Source organism: Nonomuraea sp. NPDC048916 (assembly GCF_040649575.1).
GTDB lineage: Bacteria > Actinomycetota > Actinomycetes > Streptosporangiales > Streptosporangiaceae > Nonomuraea.
The window spans coordinates 35,103-54,073 of the sequence record NZ_JBEZFS010000032.1 but is presented as its reverse complement, the minus strand read 5'-3'; the positions used below and the strand labels follow the sequence as shown (position 1 = coordinate 54,073).

General features: G+C 71.1%; 16 protein-coding genes. 2 read left to right on the top strand and 14 right to left on the bottom strand.

Features of this window, described 5'->3' with window-relative positions; all coding sequences use genetic code 11:
* Positions 1-4: 4 nt before the first annotated feature.
* Both AB0C16_RS29585 and AB0C16_RS29580 read right to left on the bottom strand, forming a co-directional pair.
* Complete coding sequence (locus AB0C16_RS29585; RefSeq protein WP_357687469.1) at positions 5-1,072, bottom strand: ABC transporter ATP-binding protein; 1,068 nt, start codon at positions 1,070-1,072, stop codon at positions 5-7.
* 23 nt (positions 1,073-1,095) lie between these two features.
* Entirely contained in the window at positions 1,096-2,529 is a 1,434-nt protein-coding gene (locus tag AB0C16_RS29580; RefSeq protein WP_357687467.1) for a gamma-aminobutyraldehyde dehydrogenase, read from the bottom strand.
* A gap of 199 nt (positions 2,530-2,728) precedes the next feature.
* Here AB0C16_RS29580 and AB0C16_RS29575 point away from each other — a divergent pair, with 199 nt between their 5' ends.
* Complete coding sequence (locus AB0C16_RS29575) at positions 2,729-3,226, top strand: Lrp/AsnC family transcriptional regulator (RefSeq protein WP_357687466.1); 498 nt, start codon at positions 2,729-2,731, stop codon at positions 3,224-3,226.
* Here the strand turns inward: AB0C16_RS29575 and AB0C16_RS29570 are convergent.
* From AB0C16_RS29570 to speB, 3 genes are read right to left on the bottom strand one after another with little or no spacing between them, the layout of a single operon-like run.
* Positions 3,205-3,873 (bottom strand): cyclase family protein, encoded by a 669-nt coding sequence (locus tag AB0C16_RS29570; protein ID WP_357687464.1) that lies wholly within the window; start codon positions 3,871-3,873, stop codon positions 3,205-3,207. The two genes, AB0C16_RS29575 and AB0C16_RS29570, sit on opposite strands and share 22 nt — an antisense overlap.
* An 11-nt stretch (positions 3,874-3,884) precedes the next feature.
* On the bottom strand, positions 3,885-5,399 hold the full coding sequence (locus tag AB0C16_RS29565) for a cytosine permease (protein ID WP_357687462.1): 1,515 nt from the start codon (positions 5,397-5,399) through the stop codon (positions 3,885-3,887).
* Positions 5,396-6,328 (bottom strand): agmatinase, encoded by a 933-nt coding sequence (gene speB, locus AB0C16_RS29560; protein ID WP_357687460.1) that lies wholly within the window; start codon positions 6,326-6,328, stop codon positions 5,396-5,398. The genes AB0C16_RS29565 and speB overlap by 4 nt, the downstream gene beginning before the upstream one ends.
* Before the next feature lie 68 nt (positions 6,329-6,396).
* Here speB and AB0C16_RS29555 point away from each other — a divergent pair, with 68 nt between their 5' ends.
* Positions 6,397-7,857: a PucR family transcriptional regulator gene (locus AB0C16_RS29555; RefSeq protein WP_357687458.1), complete on the top strand. Its 1,461-nt coding sequence runs from the start codon at positions 6,397-6,399 to the stop codon at positions 7,855-7,857.
* Between the two features lie 42 nt (positions 7,858-7,899).
* On the opposite strand, the gene AB0C16_RS29550 is transcribed toward AB0C16_RS29555, so the two are convergent.
* The 9 genes from AB0C16_RS29550 to AB0C16_RS29510 are packed head-to-tail and all read right to left on the bottom strand — an operon-like array spanning position 7,900 to position 18,952.
* Positions 7,900-8,817 carry a hypothetical protein gene (locus tag AB0C16_RS29550; RefSeq protein WP_357687457.1) on the bottom strand — a complete coding sequence of 306 codons (918 nt, stop codon included), beginning with the start codon at positions 8,815-8,817 and terminating at the stop codon, positions 7,900-7,902.
* 37 nt (positions 8,818-8,854) lie between these two features.
* On the bottom strand, positions 8,855-11,605 hold the full coding sequence (locus AB0C16_RS29545; RefSeq protein ID WP_357687455.1) for a glycoside hydrolase family 38 C-terminal domain-containing protein: 2,751 nt from the start codon (positions 11,603-11,605) through the stop codon (positions 8,855-8,857).
* A complete protein-coding gene (locus AB0C16_RS29540; RefSeq protein WP_357687453.1) occupies positions 11,602-12,681 on the bottom strand; it encodes a Gfo/Idh/MocA family oxidoreductase in 1,080 nt (359 codons plus the stop codon). The genes AB0C16_RS29545 and AB0C16_RS29540 overlap by 4 nt, the downstream gene beginning before the upstream one ends.
* 22 nt (positions 12,682-12,703) lie before the next feature.
* Entirely contained in the window at positions 12,704-13,591 is an 888-nt protein-coding gene (locus AB0C16_RS29535; RefSeq protein ID WP_357687520.1) for a TIM barrel protein, read from the bottom strand.
* On the bottom strand, positions 13,588-14,775 hold the full coding sequence (locus tag AB0C16_RS29530) for a CehA/McbA family metallohydrolase (RefSeq protein WP_357687451.1): 1,188 nt from the start codon (positions 14,773-14,775) through the stop codon (positions 13,588-13,590). The genes AB0C16_RS29535 and AB0C16_RS29530 overlap by 4 nt, the downstream gene beginning before the upstream one ends.
* The gene (locus tag AB0C16_RS29525; protein WP_357687450.1) at positions 14,772-15,842 is read right to left on the bottom strand and encodes an ABC transporter ATP-binding protein; all 1,071 of its coding nucleotides are present in this window, start codon (positions 15,840-15,842) and stop codon (positions 14,772-14,774) included. Before AB0C16_RS29525 ends, AB0C16_RS29530 begins: the two co-directional genes overlap by 4 nt.
* Positions 15,842-16,660 (bottom strand): carbohydrate ABC transporter permease, encoded by an 819-nt coding sequence (locus AB0C16_RS29520; protein ID WP_357687448.1) that lies wholly within the window; start codon positions 16,658-16,660, stop codon positions 15,842-15,844. Before AB0C16_RS29520 ends, AB0C16_RS29525 begins: the two co-directional genes overlap by 1 nt.
* Positions 16,657-17,583, bottom strand: a complete 927-nt coding sequence (locus AB0C16_RS29515; protein WP_357687446.1) for a sugar ABC transporter permease — start codon at positions 17,581-17,583, stop codon at positions 16,657-16,659. The genes AB0C16_RS29520 and AB0C16_RS29515 overlap by 4 nt, the downstream gene beginning before the upstream one ends.
* Positions 17,558-18,952 (bottom strand): extracellular solute-binding protein, encoded by a 1,395-nt coding sequence (locus tag AB0C16_RS29510; protein ID WP_357687444.1) that lies wholly within the window; start codon positions 18,950-18,952, stop codon positions 17,558-17,560. The genes AB0C16_RS29515 and AB0C16_RS29510 overlap by 26 nt, the downstream gene beginning before the upstream one ends.
* Positions 18,953-18,971 lie beyond the last annotated feature (19 nt).

The window sequence follows — 18,971 nt, the reverse complement described above, 5'->3', positions numbered from 1 at the left end:
GCTGTCAACTTCCAATCGCGTATGAGTGCCGCGCCTGCCACGACAGCCAGACGGAGTCGCCCCGCTCCGCGGTGGTCGTCGAGTCGTGCGCGTTCTGCTGGAACACCGTGACCTCGGCCCCGTCGGCGAGGCTTACGGCATAGCTGTTGTAGGTCCCCAGGTAGACCACCTCGGCCACGGTCCCCGGCACGGCGCTCACGTCGCCGCCGGGCTTGTCGGTGGAGATCGTGATCTTCTCCGGGCGGACGGTCACCGTGACCGGGCCGTCGTGGCCGGGCACCAGGACCCGGCCGCCGCCGATCTCCAGCATGCCGCCGGTCGCGGTGCCGGCCAGCAGATTAGAGGTGCCGATGAAGCCCGCGACGAACGCCGTGGCGGGGCGCTCGTAGATCTCGCGCGGGCCGGCGAGCTGCTCGACCAGGCCGTCGTTCATGACGGCGATCCGGTCGCTCATCGTGAGCGCCTCACCCTGGTCGTGCGTGACGTACACGAACGTGATGCCGACCTCGCGCTGGATCCGCTTCAGCTCGATCTGCATCGCCTGGCGGAGCTTGAGGTCGAGCGCGCCGAGCGGCTCGTCGAGCAGGAGCGCCCGCGGCCGGTTGACCAGGGCACGGGCCAGCGCGACCCGCTGCTGCTGGCCACCCGACATCTCGCGGGGCCGGCGCTTCTCCCTGCCGGTGAGGTCGACGATCTCCAGCATCTCGCCGACCCGCCGCTTGATCTCCGCCTGCGGCGTCTTCCTCTGCTTGAGGCCGAACGCCACGTTGTCCCACACGCTCATGTGCGGGAACAGCGCGTAGGACTGGAAGACCATGTTGACGTCCCGCTTGTTCGGCGGCACGTTCGTGACGTCCTGGCCGTGCAGCCTGACCACGCCCTGCGAGGGTTCCTCGAACCCGGCGATCATCCGCATGGTCGTGGTCTTGCCGCACCCGGACGGGCCGAGGAGGGAGAAGAACTCCCCCTCGGCGATGTCCAGCGTGACGCCCTTCACCGCCTGGACGACCTCACCGTGCGAGAGGTACTCCTTGACGACGCCCTCGAGCGCGATCGCATTCAGTTCGGTCATTTCCAGGAACAGTCCTTCGCGCGTTATTCGCCGATGTAGTGCATGACGTGCTTGACCCGGGTGTAGTCATGCAGACCGAACACCGAGAGGTCCTTGCCGTAGCCGGAGTGCTTGAAGCCACCGTGCGGCATCTCCGAGACGAACGGGATGTGGGTGTTGACCCACACCACGCCGAAGTCGAGCCTGTTGGACATCCGCATGGCGCGACCGTGGTCGGAGGTCCAGACCGAGCCGCTCAGGCCGTAGTTGACGTCGTTGGCCTTGGCCAGCGCGTCGGCCTCGTCGGTGAACGTCTGGACGGTGATGACGGGGCCGAAGACCTCGTTCTGCACCATCTCGTCGTCCTGCCTGAGGCCGTCGACGACGGTGGGGGCGAAGAAGTAGCCCTTGTCGCCGACGCGGTGACCGCCGGTGAGCACCTTGGCGTGCGCCGGGACCCGGTCGATGAAGCCCTGGACCTTGGCCAGCTGGTTCTCGTTGTTGAGCGGGCCGTACAGGGCGTCCTCGTTGGACAGGTCGCCGGTGACGGTGCCCGCGGCGACCTCGGTGAGGGCGGCCACGAACTCGTCGTGCACGCTCTCGTGCACGAGCACGCGGCAGGCGGCGGTGCAGTCCTGGCCGGCGTTGTAGAGGCCGGCCACGGCGATGTCCCCGGCGGCCTTGCGCAGGTCCTTGACGTCCTCGAAGACCACGACGGGCGCCTTGCCGCCGAGCTCCAGGTGGACCCGCTTGAGGTCGTCGGCGGCGCTCTTGGCGACCGACATGCCCGCGCCGACCGAGCCGGTGATCGCCACCATGGCGGCGGTCGGGTGGCTCACGACCAGGGCGCCGGTCTCGCGGTCGCCGGTGACGACGTTGAAGACGCCGGCGGGCAGCACGCTGCCGATGATCTCGGCGAGCTTGAGCGTGGAGGCCGGGGTGGTGTCGGACGGCTTGAGCACGATCGTGTTGCCCGCGGCCAGGGCCGGCGCGATCTTCCAGACCGCCATCATCATCGGGTAGTTCCACGGCGTGACCTGGCCGACCACGCCGATCGGCTCGTGCCTGATGACGCTGGTGTGCTCGGCGAGGAACTCACCGGCCGTCGGCCCCTCCAGCGTGCGGGCGGCGCCCGCGAAGAAGCGGAAGTGGTCGGAGGCGACCGGCGTCTCGTCCTCGGCCATCCGGGCGCGCGGCTTGCCGGTGTTGAGGCACTCGGCCTCGTTGATCTCGTCGGCCCGCGCGTCGATCGCGTCGGCGACCTTGAGCAGCAGGTTGGCCCGCTCCCCCGGGGTGGTCCGTCCCCATGACTCGAACGCGGCGGCAGCGGCCGCGTAGGCGGCGTCGATGTCCTCGGCGCCGGAGATCGGGGCCTGCAGATAGGCCTCTCCGGTGCAGGGGTCGACAATGTCAGAGAATTGGCCGCTCTTGGCGTCCACGAACTCACCGTTGATGAAGTTCTGCAGACGGGTGGTCAAGGTATGACCTCCTCGTGAGGTAGCTGAGATGTCGCGACTCTGACAGAGTAGTTGCATCTGGACAAGGGATTTCGTGGTGAAGATACCAAATTGCTACGAATTCGCTTGACAGACGGTTGAGAACTGACAGCATGTCGCACCAGGACGGCAATCCGGCGGGAAACTCCCGTAACGCCGACCCCTAGGAGGAGCCCCCACGATGACGACGCCGCCGCGCGTACGCCGAAGCAGCGATGCGACCACCGCGCCGGCGGTCGTGCTCGACGAGCTGTCCAAGCAGATCATCGAGCAACTCCAGGGCGACGGGCGCATGCCCTACGCGGCGATAGGGAAGGCCGTCGGCCTCTCCGAAGCGGCGGTGCGGCAGCGTGTCCAGCGGTTACAGGAGGCCGGCGTCATGCAGATCGTCGCGGTCACCGACCCGCTCACGCTGGGCTTCCCCAGGCAGGCGATGATCGGCGTCACCTGCGAGGGCAACCTGGAGACGGTGGCCGACGAGCTGGCCGCCATCGATGAGATCGACTACGTCGTGCTCACCGCCGGCTCCTTCGACCTGATCGTCGAGGTGGTCTGCGAGGGCGACCGGCACCTGCTGGAGATCCTCAGCAAGATCCGCGACATCCCCGCGGTACGGGCGACCGAGTCGTTCGTCTACCTGAAACTGCGCAAGCAGACCTACTCCTGGGGCACCCGCTGAGCCTGGCCCGACAACCGGGCCACCGCGCGCACGGGCGCCCCGTCTGCGCCGCCGAGCCGGATCGGCAGCATCGACACCTCCACCGACCGGCCTTCCGCCTGTGCCCTGAGCAGGCGGTCGAGCCCGGTCAGGTTCTCGGCGATGACGGCATGGGCGCCGCACAGCACGCGGTGCGCCGGGAAGTCCCGCGCCGGAGTGGGATCGACACTCAGCGCGTCGATCCCCACGGTCCGCACGCCCCTCCCGACCAGGAACACGGCCGCCTCCTCGGTCAGGTACGGGTGCGCCAGGTAGGAGCCGGTGCCCCAGTGCGCCGACCAGCCGGTGGCCACCAGCACGATCGAGGCGGCCCTCACCTCCCCGAACACCGACGGCCCGATGGCCGAACGCGGCTCCAGCCCACGGGCGTCCACGACCACGGCCGGGCCCACGAACCGCTCCAGCGGCAGCTCGTCGAGCGTGGGCAGCGCGTCGTCGATGTGGAACGGCGCGTCGACGTGCGTGCCCGACTGGGATCCCAGGTGCAGGCCCAGCACGTTGACGCCGTCCCGCGCCACGGTGAGCGCGGGCCCGATCGCGACCTCGGGATCCCCGGGGTAGACGGGCATCCCGGTCACGATCGGCACCGACAGATCGACCAGCTCCATGCCGGGCATCGTCACACGGCCGGCTCGGTGGCGACGGCGACGATCGGCGGCACCGGCGTGTCGGCCGCGCGCACCAGGCGCGGCCCGGCCGGGCCGTGCACCTCGCGCGGTTCGGGGAACACCGCGAGGAGCGTCAGGTAGAGCACCGCGGCCACGCCCAGCCCGACGGGCAGCGAGATGTCCACACCGCCGGCCAGATCGCCCAGCGGGCCGACGAACTGGCCCGGCAGGTTCACGAACATCAGCGCCATCCCGGCCGAGACGATCCAGGCCGTCAGGCCGCGCCCGTTCCAGCCGTGGGTGAACCAGTAGCGCCCGCCCCGCTGGCGGCGGTTGAACACCTGCAGCGCGTCGGGGTCGTACCAGCCCCTGCGGGTCACGTAGCCGAGCATCATGATCACCATCCAGGGGGCGGTACAGGTGATGATCAGCGTCGCGAACGTCGAGATGCTCTGCGTGAGGTTCGCGGCGAAACGGCCGATGAAGATGAACACGATCGACAGCGTGCCGACGAACACCGTGGCCCGCACCCGGGTGAAGCCCGGGAAGAGGCTGGAGAAGTCCAGGCCGGTGCCGTACAGCGAGGTGGTGCCGGTGGACATGCCGCCGATCAGCGCGATCAGGCAGACGGGCACGAAGTACCAGGTCGGGGCGATGGTCAGCAGGCCGCCGACGTAGTTGGGAGCGGCCGGGTCCATGTGCTCGGCCGCCTTGACGGCGATGATCGACGCGGTGGCCAGGCCGAAGAAGAACGGCAGGATGGTGGCGATCTGCGACATGAACGCCGCCGCCATCACCTTGGAACGCGGGGTCGACGCGGGGATGTAGCGCGACCAGTCTCCGAGGAAGGCGCCGAACGACACCGGGTTGGACAGCACGATCAGCGCCGCCCCGATGAACGACGGCCAGAACAACGGGTCACCGTCCGCCAGCATGCCCGGGTAGGCCGGGTCGAAGTCGCCGGCGAACGCGAACGCGCCCAGCACGAACATCAGCGACGCCGCGACCACCGCGATCTTGTTGACGAACAGCATGAACCGGAACCCGTACACGCACACGACGAGGACGAGCCCGGCGAACAACGCGTAGGCCACGCCGTAGGAGAAGTCGGTGGCGGGCAGGCCGACCGTCCGGTGCGCGCCGCCGACGAGCGCGTCGCCGGAGGACCACACGGAGATCGAGAAGAACGCGATCGCGGTCAGCATCGACAGGAACGAGCCGACGATCCTGCCGTGCACGCCCAGGTGCGCGGAGGAGGAGACGGCGTTGTTGGTGCCGTTGAGCGGCCCGAACAACGCCAGCGGAGCCAGGATGAGAGCGCCGACCACGAGTCCGAGCACGGTCGCGGCCAGGCCCTGCCAGAACGACAGCCCGAACAGGATGGGGAAGGCGCCGAGGACACAGGTGGCGAAGGTGTTCGCGCCACCGAAGGCCACCCTGAACAGGTCGAACGGCCGGGCGGCGCGGTCGGCGTCGGGGATGCGATCGATGCCGTAGGTCTCGATCTCGGTGATGTTGTTGCTCATCGTCTCTCCTGCAACGCCAGCAAGCTGACAAGGTCGTAGGCCACGTGGGAGGCGGCGACGGCGGTGATCTCGGCGTGGTCGTAGGCCGGGGCCACCTCGACCACGTCGGCGCCGACGAGGTCGCAGCCGGCCAGTCCGCGCAGGATCTCCAGCAGTTCGCGGCTGGTCAGACCGCCCGCCTCGGGAGTGCCGGTGCCCGGGGCGTGGGCCGGGTCGAGGACGTCGATGTCGACCGACACGTACAACGGGCGGTCGCCGATGCGCTGCCGCAGCACGTCGATCACCTCGCGCACGCCGCGGTGGAGCACGTCGGCGGCGGTCAGGATGCCGAACCCCAGCCTGCGGTCCTCCTCCAGGTCCTTCTTGCCGTAGAGCGGGCCGCGGATGCCCACGTGACTGAGCGCCTCGGTGTCGAGGATCCCCTCCTCGACCGCCCTTCGGAACGGGGTGCCATGGGTGTATTCGGCGCCGAAGTAGGTGTCCCAGGTGTCCAGGTGGGCGTCGAAGTGCAGCAACGCCACCGGGCCGTGCCGCCTGGCCACCGACCGCAGCATCGGCAGCGCGATCGTGTGGTCGCCGCCGATGGTGACCAGCCGCGCCTCCATCGAGTCGGCCGCGGCCTCGACCATCTCGATGGCCTCGCGGATGTCGAACGGGTTGGCCACGATGTCGCCCGCGTCGGCGACCTGCGCGCGCTCGAAGGGGGAGACGTCCAGGCCCGGGTGGTAGGGGCGGAGCAACCGGGAGGCCTCCCGCACCGCCGCGGGGCCGAACCGGGCCCCCGGCCGGTAGGAGACGCCGGCGTCGAACGGCACGCCCACCACGGCCACGTCCGCCCGCTCCACCTCGTCCAGCCGGGGCAGCCGGGCGAACGTGGCGGGCCCGGCGAAACGCGGGATCCGGGCTGAGTCGATGGGACCTTTTCTCATGCTGGCAGTTTCGTCAAGCCTCTGACCTGCGACAATTGGCCGGTAAACAAAGTACTACGGTGTGTGTTGTGGCTGACCACAAACTGACGGTCGAGGACCTGCTCCGCTCCCCCGCCCTCCAGCTACGCCTGCTCGCGGGCGAGGCCGGGCTCGGGCGGTCCGTGTCCTGGGCACACGTGAGCGAGCTCGACGATCCGACTCCCTGGCTGCTGGGCGCCGAAGTGATCATGACGACGGGCATCGGCGTGCCCCGCGGCGCCGCCGCGCAGCGGGCCTACCTCGAACGGCTGGACGACGCCGGGGTGTCGGCGCTGGCCCTGTCCGCCCAGCTCCACATGCCGCCGCTGCACCAGGCGCTGTTCGACACCGCCGAGGAGCGGGGGATGCCGCTGCTGGAGGTGCCGCTCGCCGTGCCGTTCATCGCGATCGCCCAGGAGGTCGCGGCGGCCGTGCAGGAGGACGCCCGGCACCGGCTGGGCGCGCAGCTCCAGGTGTTCGGCGCGCTGCGGTGGCTGGCGGCGGAGGACCTCGACACGGCGACGCTGTTCAGGCGGCTGGAGCGGCTGTCCGGCTACGACGTCTACCTGTGCACCCCGCAGGGCCGCCCGCTGCTGCCCGGTGTCCCGGTGCCGTCGGTCGACGCGCTGCCCTCCGAGCCCGACGCGCCGCCGACCATCCCCGGCGGATTCGTGCTGCCCGTGCCCGCCCCGGGAGGCGCGGCGGGCTTCCTGGTGGCGTTCGAACGGGAGGGCGCCCGCCCCGCCGGGCTGGCGGTGGTCCAGCACATCGCCACCGTGGCCGCCCTGCAGGTCGCCATGGCCCGCAACGAGCGCGAGACCCTGCGCCGCGAGGGCGCGGAGACGCTGGCCGAGCTGCTCCAGGACGTGCTCGCCCCGTCCACGGCCCGTCGCCGCCTGGCCCGGCTGGGCCTGCCCCTCGACACCGAAGCCGTGCTGGTCGTGGTGCGCGACGCCGAGGGCGCCACCCTGCGCAGGGCGCTGGACGACCATCCCCACCTGATGCTCCGGCGCGGCGACGACCACTACGTCCTCGGCCCGCCCACCCTCGGCGCCGCCATCGCCGCGCTGCCGGACGTCCACGCCGGGATGAGCCGGCCCTTCCCCTCGGGCGAGCCGACCCGGGTCGCCCAGCGCGAGGCGGTCTGGGCCGCCGCCCGGGCCGCCGAGTCGGGCCGGACCGTGGTCCACTACGGCGACGACACCACGGGCAGGTGGCTGCCCGACGACCCCGCGACGCTCACCGCCCTGGTCGAACACGTCCTCGGCGAGGTGCTGGCCTACGACGAGGCCCACGACTCCCAGCTGCTCACCTCGGCACGCACCTGGATGGAGCGCAACCGCCGCACCGACGAGGCCGCGGCCGCCCTCCACATCCACCCCAACACGCTGGCCTACCGCCTGCGCCGCTTCACCATCCTGACGGGCCGCGACCTGGCCTCCAGCGCCGCCTTCGCCGAGGTATGGCTGGCCATCCAGGCCGCCCGCCAACTCGGCCTCCACGACCAGTGACACGGATCAGACGACGCCACCCCCGCGCACGTGATCAGCGGCTCAGGCGAAAAGCTCCTCGACGGAGTCGACGAACGAGGCGCGCTGGATCCACCTCTTGAGCACGGTCGTATCCGTGGTGGCCATGATCCGTGCCCGATCAGGCTCGGACAGGACGATGCCGCGGAAGTCGAGCAACACCAGCACCGCCTCCGCCTCTCCTTCTGCCTTCCCCTCGGCCTTCCCTTCTGCCTTCCCCTCGGCCTTCCCTTCTGCCTTCCCCTCGATCTTTCCCGCGGCCTTCAGACTCTGGGCGTACTCGCCCTGGTAGAGGTATGTCTCGGTGGCCATGAGTCGCTCCATTTCTTTCTGGGCGTTGCCCGTCAGCGCCACGGTGACATATTCAGCGTAGCGTTGGGCCATCGTCGGATCGATGGTGTCCAGGGCGGCCGTCAGCGTGGCGAGGATGGCGTCCACCTGCGGATCCCCGCTGTGGGTGATCGCGGAGACGGCCGCGAGGCCGATGTTGCCGATGGCTTCGGCTACGTCGGTGATGACCGGCGTGTTGTCCGGCCCGATCACCAGAGGGGTCAGTGTCAGGCCGGGGTGACCGGTTTCGATGGGGAGCGCCGCCCAGCGGGCCGTGGCGCGGTCTGGACAGATGACGACCAGGCAGACAGGACAGTGGTCGCGGGCGCGCAGGTTGGCGATGTAGGCGAGCCACGACTCGCGTTTGCGCCTGTCCTCGCGCAACTGCACCTCGGCGATGACACCCAGCTTGTGCCGGGCGTCATCGCCGTACAGGAGTGCCGCGTCCGCCCGGTAGACGGCGGGCACGCATTCGGACAGGTCGCACGAGACGAGCTTGGCCTCGGACGTGAGAGGGATGGGGAGGCCGAACAGCTCCCGCAGCATGCGTGCGGTGTGTTCGGGGTCGAGAGTGGTGATCCCGACCAGGCCCTCGTGAAGGGGGGTGACCATGGCCGGGATATTACTCTAGGCGATCATAATATTACGCTCAGTTTGAGAGTTGGACGGTGGCGATCTCCCAGGGGCGCAGGGGCAGGCGGAGGACGCCGTCCACGACGGTCAGCGGGGCGCCGGGGCGGCCGCGGAGGTCGGCGTGACGGGCCTGGGCGAACGAGCCTTCGATGACCGCTTCGGTGCCGGCCGGGGTGAGGGCCACGACGCGGAGCTCCTGCCGGCCGTCGCGCATCCGGAGGGAGGTCATGACGACTCCGTCGCCCGTCACCGACAGGCCCGCCGCGGCCGGGGGCAGGTCGAGTGACGGCGCGCCCATGCCGGGGACCGGCAGCAGGTCGTGCCTGAAGGTCTCCGCCGCCGGCGGCACGACCTCCCACGTCCCGTCGTACGGCATGAGCGCCAGGCCGACCGAACGCAGGCCGCGGGACTGCGCGGCCGGGGTCGGCAGCTGGGGGCCGGCCGGTTCGGGGCGCAGGGCGTGGCGGTTGCGCGACAGGTAGCCGATCGAGCGCAGCAGGGTGAGGGCCAGCTCGCCGCCCTCGTCCACCAGCTCGTACTCGGTGACGTGCTCCAGCAGCGCCGCGACTCCCCCGGCGGCCACCCACGAGGAGGCCGGGAAGGTGGGCAGCGGCTCCTCGCCGCACCCGCCCTCGGCGGTCAGGCCGCGGGTGACGACGGCGAACTGGCCCTCGGCGTGGGAGGCGGTCGCCGGCGAGGGCAGCGGCACGTGCAGCCGGACCCGGTGGTCGGAGCAGCGGTTGTCGAACTCGACGCGCAGCCGCACGTACGGCTCGCCGGCCCGCAGCTCGACCCGGGTGTCGACGACGGTCCGCTCGGTCGCCTCCGTGCGTGACGGGGCGGGGATCTCCGGGGTGCCCTCGATCCCCGCGCCGGCGGCCGGCCAGTGGTAGACGCGCCGGACGTCCAGCGCGGCCAGCAGCGGGCCGGAGCAGACCGTGGTGACCTCGACCGACTCGGGTTCCGAGACGATCAGGTCGTCGGCCGGAGGCGCGTAGTTGTAGCTGTCGCCGACGTCGCCGCCGTCGACGATCCGGCCCGCGCCGGTGAGGGTCACGCCGCCGGCCCCGATCAGCGTGAGCGTGCCGTCGGGGGCTACCTCGACGCGGAGCAACCCGTTGTCCAGCACCCGGCCCTCGGCCCGCACGCCGGCGGGCATGGGGGCCGGAGCGCCCGTGACCCCGACGGGGGCACCGGCCATCTCGACGCCGTCGGACGCGGCCCCTCCGCGCACGGTCGCGTACGGTACGGGGCGGACGCTGGTGTGGCCGAGGGGTGGCACCTCGACGAGGGCCGCCACCGTGCGGCGTGGCTCGGCGAGGATGCGCACGCGGGTGACCCCGTCGAGCGCCCCTCTGAGCTGGGCCACGTTGAACGGGGCCGCCGGCTCGCGCGCGACCGTGAAGGTCAGCGCCCCGTCCTCGACCGACCAGCCCGTGATGTGCTGGCCGTACAGCTCGGTGCCGTGGACGAAGGTGAGCGCGGTCTCCGGGTCCAGTTCCTCGTCGAGCAGCAGCGTCGGCGCGTACTCGAGCGGCTGGACGGGCACGGGCGCGCCCGACGGGTCCACCAGCGGGTCGTCGCCCGCCACGTCCACGCGGACGACGCCGCGCCGGGTGGCGGGCGTGGGGTTGACGACCAGCACGCCGTCGGACGGCACGGCGGCGGCCAGCCTGGCGGTGACCATGTCGCGCACGGCCTGTCCGAGGTGCTCGGCCTCGGCGATGCGGGCGGCCACCTGCTGGGCGGTCTCGTCCACGCCGCAGCCGGTGACGGAGTCGTGGCCGCTGGCGTCGACCAGGCGCCACCAGGCCATGTCGAGGAAGCGTCCCGGCCAGTCGTCGCCCCAGAGCGTGGCCAGCGGCTCGGCGTAGCGTTCGACCATCCGTTCGGCGCGGCCCATGGCCTGCTTGACGTGGGCGCGCACGGAGATGACGCCGGGCAGGATGTTGGCCCGGGCGTGGGAGCGCAGCTCGCCGGACACGCGCGGCAGCCCATCCACTTCACCCGAATAAGCACCTATATATCCGGACAAGGTGTCCATCCGGGCCCCGATCCCGGCCACCATGCCGGGCAGCCCGCGCACGGGCGCCGAGTGGTCGGTGCCGTACATCGCCAGCAGGGACCCGTCCGGCCCGTGCCACTCGCGCATCTGGCGGGTGAACTCCGCGGCCCGCTCGGCCAGGAGCTCGGGATCCTCGAACAGGTGGGCGCCGTTGCCGTAGCCGCCGGCCGGTAGGTACTGGGTCCGCAGGGCCGTGCCGTCGGGCGCGACCCAGGCGAAGACGTCGGTCACCACGGAGGCCGGCACGCCGCGGTAGACACACGCGTGGAGCAGCCCGGCCCGTCGCAGGATCTGCGGCATCTGCGCGGTGTGGCCGAACATGTCCGGCAGGTAGCCCACCGGCATGGCCCCGCCGAGCTTGTCGGCCCGGTCCATGCCGAGCTCCAGGTTGCGGACGATGTTCTCGCCGGAGCAGAGGAACTCGTCGAGCAGGATCTGCCACGGGCCGACCGCGAGCCGCCCCGACTCGACCAGCGCGGCGACGCGGTCGCGGTTCTCCGGCCGCACCTCCAGGTAGTCGTCGACGCAGGCGAGCTGGCCGTCGAGGGTGAAGTGGTAGCCGGGCTCGTGTTCCATCGTGTCGAGCACCTCGTCCAGCAGCGCGACCAGCCGCAGCCTGAAGCGCTGGAACGGCTCGTACCACTCGCGGTCCCAGTGGGTGTGCGGGACGACGACGATCTCGGCGGCGGGATCCGTGGTCACGCTGCCTCCCCTCCGATCGGCAGGCCATGCTGTACGGCGTAACGGGCGGCGACGCGCTGGGCCGTGACGATGTCCTCGAGCCCGCCGGCCGCGTCGGTGAGCGGCGGCTTGCCGTCGTTGACGTAGGCGTGGAAGGCGGCCAGCTGCACCTCGAACGCCTCGGTCACGTCGCGCCACTCCGTGCGGCTCTCGCCCGGGGACACCACGGTCAGCGTGGTGGGCGCGTTCATCAGGTAGGGCGCGGGAAAGACGAGCTCCAGCGAGCCGCTGTCGTGGTGGATGGTCACGGTCTCGCGGTAGGCGGGGTAGTCCTCCAGGTAGTGCCACCGGATCGCGAACCGACCGGCGACGGGCAGGGGGCCGGAGATCTCGATGGAGCCGGGCGCGGGACCCCACGTCTCGACGTGGGAGATCTCGGCCGGCGACCCGGTGAAGCGCCTCAGCAGCGACAGGTCGTGGCAGATCGATCCGAGCGCCACCCCGTACAACGCCCGCACGGAGGCCGGAGCCGCCTCGCCGAGGGCCCGCGACACCAGGCCGTCCTCGGCCGCGCGCAGCGACGCCAGCAGGTCCGGGTCCACGTCGCGGGCCTGGGTCAGGTTGGCGAACGCCAGCTGCGACTCGCCGCTCGGGTGCAGCACGCTCACCTCGACCGACCTGACCACGGCCGCGCCGCCCAGCTCGGCCAGCACTTCCTCGGCCCGGCGCACGGCCGGGTCGTACTGCTTCATGTAGCCGACCATCAGCCGGCCCTCGGGCAGCGCCGCCACCTCCGCCCGGGTCAGCGCGAGCGGCTTCTCGCACAGCACGGAGTAGCCGGCCGCCAGCGCCTGACGCACCGCCTCACCATGGGAGCCGGACGCGAGCATGACCACGGCCTCGAACCCGCCGTCGGCCAGCATCCGGTCGAGCGCGGTGTAGCGGCCGGGAGCGCCCAGCCGATCGCCGACGGCGTCGGCGAGTGTCCGCGACAGGTCGCAGACGGCGGTCACCTCGAACAGGTCGCGTCGCCTCGACAGCAGCGGCACGTAGACCGCCTGCGTGACGGCGCCGCATCCGACCAGCGCGATCTTCACAGCCCACTCCTCCAGCGTGGTGTCAAAGTCCCAGTTCTCTCAGCTTCTCGCGGTTCGCGGCCTGGTCGGCGATGTTCTGTTCGACCGAGCGGCGGCCGGGCAGCGTGTCCTGCTCGACGACGACCCAGCCCTGGTAGCCGATCTCGTCCAGCGCGCGGACCACGCCCGGCAGGTCCAGCTCGCCCTCGCCGAGGGAGGCGAAGCCGCCGCGGCCCATCAGCTCGCGCAGGTCCACGCCGTCGGCGATCGACCGGGCGAGGATGTTCCGGTCGCCGTCCTTGATGTGCACGTGGCCGATCCGGCTCGCCCAGTCGCGCAGCGCGGTCACCGGGTCGCCGCCGGCGAGCAGCAGGTGACCGGTGTCGAGGCAGAGCCGCACGTCGGTCAGCTCCAGCAGCCGCTCGACCTCGTCGGGCGTCTCGACGTAGGTGCCGAGGTGGTGGTGGAAGGCGGGCTCGAAGCCGCGTTCGCGGCAGCGGTCGGCCGCCTCCTGGACGCGGGCGGCGTAGCCGGCCCACGCGGCGGGCTCCAGCCCCGGAGCGTTCCCGCCGGGACGGGCGAACCGCTCGGGCGAGCCCGAGCAGCCGAGCGTCGGCCGCGGCGCCAGATGCGCGGGCGCGGGGGGCGCCGCGGCGAACACGTCCAGCGTCGCGTCGAGTTCGGGCAGCCGCTTCCGGAACGCCTCGGGGTCGCCGTAGGGCAGGTCGGCCCAGCCTCCGGCGAGCAGCAGCCCGCCGAGCCGCTCGGCCAGCGCGTCACCGGTGCCCAGGTAGCCGATGGGACCAAGGTCGATGCCCGCGTAGCCGGCGTCGGCGATGGCGCGCACCATCTCGTCGGCGGTCAGCGGCGGCGGCGCGTCGCTCAGCTCGAACACGCCGAAACTCACCGGAGCGTTGGCGACACTCGTCATGCGCACAGCGCCATCACCTCGTTCTCGTAGGTTTCCAGACGGTGCCGGCCCTCGCCGGCCGGCACCAGCACCCGATCGCCGCGGATCACCTGCCGGGCGCCGCCGGGGCGCACCAGGACCAGGCCGTCGGCGTCCAGGGCGAGCAGTTCGTCGCCCAGCCGGAGCAGCAGCGGCTCGCCGGGGCCGGCCGAGATCGCGGTGCGTCCGGCGGCGACGGCGTCGAAGACCGTGCCGGTGTCCGCGGCCAGCACCCAGGTGGTGGGCGAGCCGGGCAGGCCGTCGGAGCCGTGCCGGTGGAAGTCGCTGGCGCCGATCGCGACCAGGTCGTCGTGCCAGGCGTCGGCCCAGGCCAGGGGCGCGCCCCAGCGCCGGTCCCACCAGCCGGAGTGCCAGACCTCGGCGACGCGGGGGCGTTCGGTCACCGGCTGCAGCCAGGCGCAGTCGCCGCCCAGCGGGTGGTTGATCGAGATCAGGCCGCCCTCGCCCGCGGCGTGCCGCACCCAGGAGTCGGCGGGCTGCCGGAAGTCGACCCAGCCGACGTCGCCGAACACGTTGGCGTGGCCGCGGTCGGTGGTGACCTCCTGGCCGGGCAGCAGGGTGATGCCGCGGTCGGTCTTGGCCAGCTCGGGGTGGTGGCTGACGGTGTTGTGGTCGGTGACGGCCAGGAAGTCCAGGCCGCGCCCCCTGGCCAGCTCGGCCAGCTCGGGGATGGTCAGCGAACCGTCGCTGTGCAGGGTGTGCGCGTGGAAGTCGCCGGCGTACCAGCGCAGACCGTCGACGTCGGGGATGTCGCGGCGCGGCGGGCGCTCCCCGGCGGGCGGCTCCTCGGTGACGGGCCGCGGGGGAGGCGCGGTCTCGGCGAGGATCTCCAGCGTGTAGTCGAGCCCCTCCGGCGGCACCCGGTGCAGCCGCAGCCAGACCTGCCAGGTGCCCGGCCGCACCGGACCCGGCAGGTAGCCGGGGGTCGCCCAGTCGGCGGTGATCGTGTATTCGTCGCGCGCGCCGCCCGACCAGCCGCGGAACCCGTCGGGATCGCCGCACCCGAGGTCGAGCACGCCTCGCGACCGGTCGTAGCCGAGGCGTACGGTCACGGCCTCGGCGCCGGCGGGCACCTCGAAGGGCACCTCCCGCAGGATCAGCTCCAGCCGGTCGTCGAGGCTCCAGTGCCCCCGGATCACGGTCATGCCGACACCAGCTCACCGTCGCGGTAGACCAGGGCCCGGTCTCTCCTCGGCACGGCGAAGCCCTCGTCTCCGAGCTCGGGCTCGCTGCCCTCGGGCACGACGGCCTGCACGGCCACGTCGTTGACCTCCAGCGTCACCAGATGGGACGCGCCGAGGTTCTCCACGATCGACACCTTTCCTCCCAGGCCGCCCTCGGCGGGCTCGGCCGAGTAGGTGTTGTACTCCGGCCGCACGCCGTACACGACCTGCTCACCGTCGGACAGCAGCCCTTCGGCCGACGCCGGGACCGCCACCTTGCACCCGGCCACCTCCAGAGTGTCACCGCGGACGACGCCGTCCAGCAGGTTCATGGGGGTGGATCCGATGAAACCGGCGACGAACGTGTTCGCGGGCCGCTGGAACACCTCGGCCGGCGTGCCGATCTGCCGGATGTGCCCGGCCTCCATGACGGCCATCCGGTCGGCCATGGCCAGCGCCTCGGCCTGGTCGTGGGTGACGAAGACGGTGGTGACGCCGAGCTCGCGCTGGAGCTTCTTCAGGAACGTACGGGCCTCCAGCCGGAGCCGCGCGTCCAGATTCGACAGCGGCTCGTCGAACAGGAACGCCTGCGCCTGCGTCGCCATGACGCGGGCGAGCGCGACCCGTTGCTGCTGTCCGCCGGAGAGCTGGCCGGGGCGCCGGTCCATCAGCTGGTCGAGACCGAGCCGGGCGCCGACCTCGGCGGCCTTCCGCTCCCTCGCGGCCTTGGCGACCTTCTTGATGCGCAGCGGGTAGGCGATGTTGTCGGTGACGTTCATGTGCGGGAACAGCGCGTAGTCCTGGAAGACCATCGCGACGTCCCTTCCGCCCGGCTGGACTCCGGTGACGTCGCGCTCGCCGATGACCACCGAGCCGCCGGTGGCGGTCTCCAGCCCGGCGAGCGTGCGCAGCAGGGTCGTCTTGCCGCACCCGGAGGGGCCGAGCAGGGCGAAGAACTCCCCGTCGGGGATGACCAGGTCGAGCGAGTCGAGCGCTTTCACGCCACCGGGGTAGACCTTGGTCAGGCCTCGCAGTTCGATTGCCGCCATTACCGCTTGATCCCTCCGTGGAACCGGAAGCCGTACTTCTTGCTGACGAACAGGTACATGAGCACCACGGGGACCGAGTAGAGCAGGCCGAACGTGGACAGCACCTTGAGGTTGGCCTGGCCGCCCTCGGTGTAGAGGGTGTACATGATCACCGCGGCGGGCTGCTTCTCGACGTCGCTGAGCAGCAGGAAGGGCATCAGGAAGTTGCCCCACACGTTGGCGATGGTCCAGACCGCGATCGTCGCCAGGCCGGGGCGCACCACGGGGACGACCACGTGGCGGACGATCTGCAGCGGCGAGGCGCCGAAGACCCGCGCCGACTCCTCGTACGACTTCGGCGTGGAATCCATGAAGTCCTTGATCATGAAGATGGCCGCCGGCAGCAGGCCGCCGCTCAGGATCAGGATCAGCCCGGTCTGCGAGTCGATCAGGTTGAGCTCGATGGCGAGCTGGAAGAGCGGCACCATCGCGGCCGTGCCCGTGATGATCGACGAGAGCAGCAGCAGCGCGTAGAGCAGGGCGTCGCGACCCGGCAGCCGCACGCGGCTGAGCGCGTACGCGGCCAGCGCCGACAGGACCACCACGAGCACGGCGGTGCCGATCGACAGCACCAGCGAGTTCACCAGCGACCAGAGCGCGTAGGGATGATCGATGATCATCTGGAGGTTCTCGAAGGTGAAGTCGGGCATCCGGACCTCGTACGTCGGGTCCGAGGTGAAGGGCGCCGTGGCCAGCCAGAGGAGCGGGATCGTGAAGAAGGCCAGCAGCACCGCGATCAGGGTGTAGAAGCCGATCCGGCCCGCGACGAACCGCGTCATTTCTTGCTCCTGAGCAGCCGCAGGTAGAACACCGCCACGACCAGGTTGATCAGCAGGATGACCGTGGAGATCGCGGCGCCGTAGCCCAGGTCGCCGCCCTGGAGCGCGACCTTGTAGACGTGCACGGCCAGCACCTCGGACCTGCCGTCGGGGCCGCCCGCGGTCAGCAGGAAGGGGCTGAAGTCGTTGAACGTCCACAAGCTGATCAGCAGCAGGTTGGTCAGGATGTGCCCTCTGATGTGCGGGAACACCACGTCGCGGAGCTGCTGCCAGCCGGAGGCCCCGGCCAGGCGGGCGCTCTCCAGGTGCGAGGGTGGCACGTTCCCGAGCGCGGCGCCGTACAACATCATCGAGAACGCGGTGCCGCGCCAGGTGTTGAAGATGATGATCGACAGCATCGGGTGGTCGAGCAGCCAGGGGAAGCCCGGGATGCCGAGCAGCGCGTTGAGCGTGCCGCTGTCGCGGTCGAGCAGGGCCACCCACAGGAACGACACGACGGCGCTGGGCAGGATCCAGGCCAGGATGACCAGGCCCTCGACGACGCTCTTCAGCGTGCCGCGCCGGTCGCGCAGCATCCAGGCGATCGAGAAGCCGAGCACGACCTGCCCGATGACCGCCGAGCCCAGCACGAACTGGAAGGTCAGCCAGGTGGAGTCCCAGAAGGCGGGGTCGGTGATCGCCTTGACGAAGTTGTCCGTCCCGGCGAACCTCGGGTCGGCCGCCTCGACGCCGGTGAGCCGGTAGTTCATCAGCCCCAGGTAGATGACCCACAGGGCGGGGAACACGAGGAACACCGTGATGAGCGCCAGCGCGGGCGCCACGAAGGCGCCCGCCCTCAGGTGGCCCAGGCCCGCCGCGTCCACGCTGTAGCGGCGGGCAGGGGCGTCTTCGCGAACCTCAGGAGGCGATGTTGCCTGCGCCACCGACGATTCCTTCGAGCTTCGCCTGGTAGCCGGCGGCGGCCTCGTCAGGGGTCTTACCGCTGACCACGGCGGCGGTCGCCTCCTGGAGGGCCGCCGACACCTGCGGGTAGACGGCCACCGGCGGACGGTAGGCCGTCAGCGGGAGCACCTCCTCGGAGATGTACGTCAGCAGCGCCTGGCCGGCCAGGATCTCCTTGTTGACGTCGGCGCGCGGGGTGATGCGCACGTTGCCGTCCTTCGTCTCCTCCTTCAGCGCCTCCGGAGAGAGGGTGAAGGCGAGCAGTTCGAAGGCTTCCTTGGGGTGCTCGCTGTTGGGGTTGACCGTGCGCAGCGCGCCGCCCGACATGCTGACGAAGTCCTGGCCGCGCAGCCCCTTGCCGGGCTCCATGGCCGGGATCTTGGCGTAGCCGACGACCTGGTCGCGGTCGGCCATCTTGGCGACGCCGTCCTTGGGGTTGACGACGCCGCGCCAGAAGTAGTCGCCCTCCATCAGGATGCCGATCTTGCCCTCGGCGAACTGCTGGAACGACTTGTCGCGGCCCTTGGCCTCCTGCTGGAGCTTGGGGTCGCCGAGGCCGCTGCCGCCGTAGATCTTCTGGTAGAGGCCGAGCGCGTCCTTGAGCGGCTGCGAGGCGCCGGTCCACTTGCCGTCGCGCTGGACCTCGCCGCCCGCGCCCGCGAGCAGCGGCAGCACGCCCTGCATCGAGGTGGCCTCGCCCATCGCGGTGCCCGCGTTGATCTGGATCGGCACCGGCACGCCGGACGACTTCAGCTTGGCGCCCGCGTCGAGCACCTCCTGCCAGCTCTTCGGCTGCCAGTCGGCCGGCAGGCCGGCCTTGCCGAACAGGGTCTTGTTGAAGTAGAGGACCCGGCCGTCGGTGCCGATCGGCATGGCGTACTTCTTGCCGTTGTAGGTGGCGAGCCCCTGGACCGCGTCGGGGATCTGCGCCCAGCCGTCCCAGCTCTCGGCCTCGGGGCCGACCACGTCGGCCAGCGGCTTGATGTAGCCCGCCTCGGCGAACTCACCGGCCCAGATGCCGTCGATGTCGATCACGTCCGCGCCCTTGCCTGACTTCAGGTCCAGGGAGAGCTTGGTCTTGTACTGTTCGTCGTCGACGCCGCTGGGAACGAACTTGACCTTGACGTCCTTCCCCTTGGCCTTCTGGGCCGCCTCGAACCTGGGGATGACCCAGTCGGCGATGTGGCCGGCCGCCACGGCGTTCTTGCCGCCCGCGATGGCGTTCTGGGCGATCGTCAGCTCGATCGTGTCACCGCCGCCGGACGACGACTCGCCGCCACATGCGACGAGTCCGAGCCCCGACACGGCCAGGACGGCGACCACCGCCACCGGCCTTTTACGCAATCCCATTCATACCCTCCGAGACGTC